We start from the raw sequence: 3,360 nt of genomic DNA, 5'->3' as shown, positions 1-3,360 counted from the left end.
CCCGCCGGCCCGGCGGGAGGCAGTGCCGGCTGCAACTGGCCGCCGTCGTTGGCAGGGGCCCGCTGGTAGTTCGCCGGCTGGACACGCCCCAGCCACGTCGGGTTGGCCTGCCGGGGCAGCGGCCCCTGGCGGGGGCCGCCGGGGTGCTCATGCCCCGGCCGCGGTCCGTTCATCGTCATGGAACAGAGCCTATGTCCGTGTGAGGTTAAACGCATTCCGGCGGAGACGGGGCGGCAGTGCCGTTGTGGTAATTTGAAAGAGCAAATAATCCTTTTTTAATTCCGTCCCGTGAGGCGGGGAAAGGGGAGACGAGCTTTGACTTCCGTGCCTTCAGCACCGGGTCCGGCGCAGGTGGTGCTCACCCGGGTTGTCCTCAACCAGGCTGACATCGACCGCGCGCTCACTCGTATCGCCCATGAAATTCTTGAGGCCAACAAGGGCTCCCAGGACCTCGTCCTGCTGGGCATCCCGCGCCGGGGCTATCCCCTCGCCGTCCGCCTCGCCGCCAAGATCGCCGCCGCGGACCCCACCGTGGACGCCGCCGCCATCGTCGGTCAACTCGACGTCACGATGTTCCGCGACGACCTCTCGCACCAGCCCACCAGGCCGCCGTACCCCACCCAGCTGCCGCGCACGGGCATCGACAACAAAGTTGTGGTGCTGATCGACGACGTCCTCTATTCCGGGCGCACCATCCGGGCAGCACTGGACGCCATCATCGACCTCGGCCGGCCGCGGATTGTCCGCCTCGCCGTGCTGATCGACCGCGGCCACCGGGAACTGCCCATCCGCGCCGACCATGTCGGCAAGAACCTGCCTACCTCCTCATCGGAGAAGGTCCGGGTCCGGCTCGAGGAAACCGATTCTGCCGGAGACGGCGCCCCCGTCAATGAAGTCGTCATCGAGGCCACCGCATGAGGCACCTGCTCTCCACCGAAGACTTGAGCCTGCACAACGCCATCCGCATCCTGGACACCACCGAGGAAATGGCTGCGGTGGGGGAGCGCGAGGTCAAAAAGCTCCCGGCCCTGCGGGGACGCACCGTGGTCAACCTCTTCTTCGAGGACTCCACCCGCACCCGGATCTCCTTCGAAGCCGCCGCCAAGCGGCTCTCCGCCGACGTCATCAACTTCGCCGCGAAGGGCTCGTCCGTCTCTAAGGGCGAGTCGCTGAAGGACACCGCCCAGACCCTCGCCGCGATGGGCGCCGACGCCGTGGTCATCCGGCACTGGGCCTCCGGCGCCCCGCACCGGCTCGCCGCGACCGACTGGATCGACGCCGCCGTCATCAACGCCGGCGACGGCACCCACGAACACCCCACCCAGGCGTTGCTGGACGCGTTCACGATGCGCCGGCACTGGTCGAAGCTCGCTGGCACGCCGTCTGCCGGCGCCGACCTCAAAGGCATGCGCGTCGCCATCGCCGGTGACGTCCTGCACTCGCGCGTTGCCCGCTCCAACGTCTGGCTGCTGCGCACCCTCGGCGCCGAGGTCACCCTCGTCGCGCCGCCCACGCTGCTCCCCATCGGCGTCGAAAAATGGCCGTGCGCCGTCAGCTTTGACCTCGACGAGACCCTCGCGCAAGGCGTGGACGCCATGATGATGCTCCGCGTCCAGGGCGAACGGATGAATGCCTCGTTCTTCCCCACCACGCGCGAATACTCGCGGCGCTGGGGCTTCGACGACAACCGGCTCCGTGCCCTCGACAGCCTGGGGCTCAAGGACACCATCATCATGCACCCCGGTCCCATGAACCGCGGCCTGGAAATCTCCGCGGCCGCGGCCGACTCGCCCCGCTCCACTGTGCTGGCGCAGGTGCGCAACGGCGTCTCGGTCCGGATGGCGGCACTGTACCTGCTGCTGTCCGGGGAGAACCGCGAGCCGGCCGCCGCACCAGTTTCTGCTGCCGCGCCCGTATCCGCGGCCGCGTCCGCGACGCACGCCGCCATTCCGAACCTCACTTATTCCCACCAGGAGAGCCACTGATGGCCGATCAGCACCAGAACGCAGACAACAGCGGCGCCTACCTCATCCGGGGCGCCTCGATCCTGGGCGGAGCCGCCGAGGACCTCCTGATCCGGGACGGCGTGATCGCCGCCCGCGGCCGTCAGCTGGACGCCGACGGCGCCGGGGTGCGGGACGCAACAGTAATCGACGCCGCGGGCCTCGTCGCGCTCCCGGGCATGGTGGACATCCACACCCACCTGCGCGAACCTGGCCGCGAAGACGCCGAAACCGTCGAAACCGGCACCCGCGCCGCCGCCCTGGGCGGCTACACGGCCGTGCACGCCATGGCCAACAGCACCCCGGTGGCGGACACCGCCGGCGTCGTGGAGCAAGTCCTCACCCTTGGCCGGACCGCCGGCTGGGTGGACGTCCGCCCTGTGGGAGCAGTCACCGTCGGCCTCGCGGGGGAGCAGCTCGCCGAGCTCGGCGCCATGGCCGACTCCCGCGCCCACGTGCGGGTGTTCTCCGACGACGGCATCTGCGTCCACGATCCGGTGCTGATGCGCCGCGCGCTCGAATACGTCAAGGCGTTCGACGGCGTCGTGGCCCAGCACGCGCAGGAACCCCGGCTCACTGCCGGCGCCCAGATGAACGAGGGCGAGGTCTCCGCCGTCCTCGGCCTGGCCGGCTGGCCGGCCGTCGCCGAAGAGAGCATCATCGCCCGGGACGTGCTGCTGGCCCAGCACGTCGGGTCCCGCCTGCACGTCTGCCACGTCTCCACGGCCGGGTCCGTGGAGATTATCCGCTGGGCCAAGTCCCGCGGCGTCAACGTCACGGCCGAGGTCACCCCGCACCACCTCTGGCTCACGGATGAGCTCGCCCGCAGCTACGACCCCGTCTACAAGGTCAACCCGCCGCTGCGCACGGACGCCGATGTCCAGGCCCTCCGGGCCGCCCTGGCCGACGGCACGATCGACGTCGTCGGCACCGACCACGCCCCGCACCCGAGCGAACACAAGGAATGCGAGTGGGCGCAGGCAGCCATGGGCATGACCGGGCTGGAAACCGCGCTCTCCGTGGTCCAGCACACCATGATCGAAACCGGCCTGATGGGCTGGGAGGATTTTGCCCGCGTGACCTCCACGGTGCCGGCCGCCATCGGCCGGGTCCAGGACCAGGGCCGCCCGCTCGAGGCCGGGGAGCCTGCCAACGTCATACTCGTGGACCCGGCTGCGCGCTGGACCGTGGACCCTTCTAAGATGGCAACCATGGGCCGTAACTCTCCGTTTGCCGGCCGGGAACTGCCGGGGAAGGTAGTGGCGACGTTCTTCAAGGGCCACCCGACCGTTCTCGACGGAAAACTCAACACCCCGTACCGGTGGCCGGCCGAAGCGCTCGACGCAGGACCGGCGGG

3 protein-coding genes are annotated in these 3,360 nt (G+C 69.6%); all 3 read left to right on the top strand.

The window, feature by feature from the left end:
* The first annotated feature begins 315 nt into the window (after nucleotides 1-315).
* Nucleotides 316-918 carry a bifunctional pyr operon transcriptional regulator/uracil phosphoribosyltransferase PyrR gene (pyrR, locus tag Y706_RS0109845; protein ID WP_028276466.1) on the top strand — a complete coding sequence of 201 codons (603 nt, stop codon included), beginning with the start codon at nucleotides 316-318 and terminating at the stop codon, nucleotides 916-918.
* Nucleotides 915-1,985 (top strand): aspartate carbamoyltransferase catalytic subunit, encoded by a 1,071-nt coding sequence (locus Y706_RS0109840; RefSeq protein WP_028276465.1) that lies wholly within the window; start codon nucleotides 915-917, stop codon nucleotides 1,983-1,985. The genes pyrR and Y706_RS0109840 overlap by 4 nt, the downstream gene beginning before the upstream one ends.
* Nucleotides 1,985-3,360, top strand: a 1,376-nt coding sequence (locus tag Y706_RS0109835; RefSeq protein WP_028276464.1) for a dihydroorotase, incomplete at its 3' end; no start/stop codon positions are given. The genes Y706_RS0109840 and Y706_RS0109835, both read left to right, overlap by 1 nt.

The organism is Arthrobacter sp. I3, from assembly GCF_000520575.1.
In the GTDB taxonomy this organism is placed as follows: Bacteria; Actinomycetota; Actinomycetes; order Actinomycetales; family Micrococcaceae; genus Arthrobacter; species Arthrobacter humicola_A.
The sequence above is the reverse complement of the archived record's forward strand: the minus strand, read 5'-3'. Positions and strand labels throughout refer to the sequence as shown.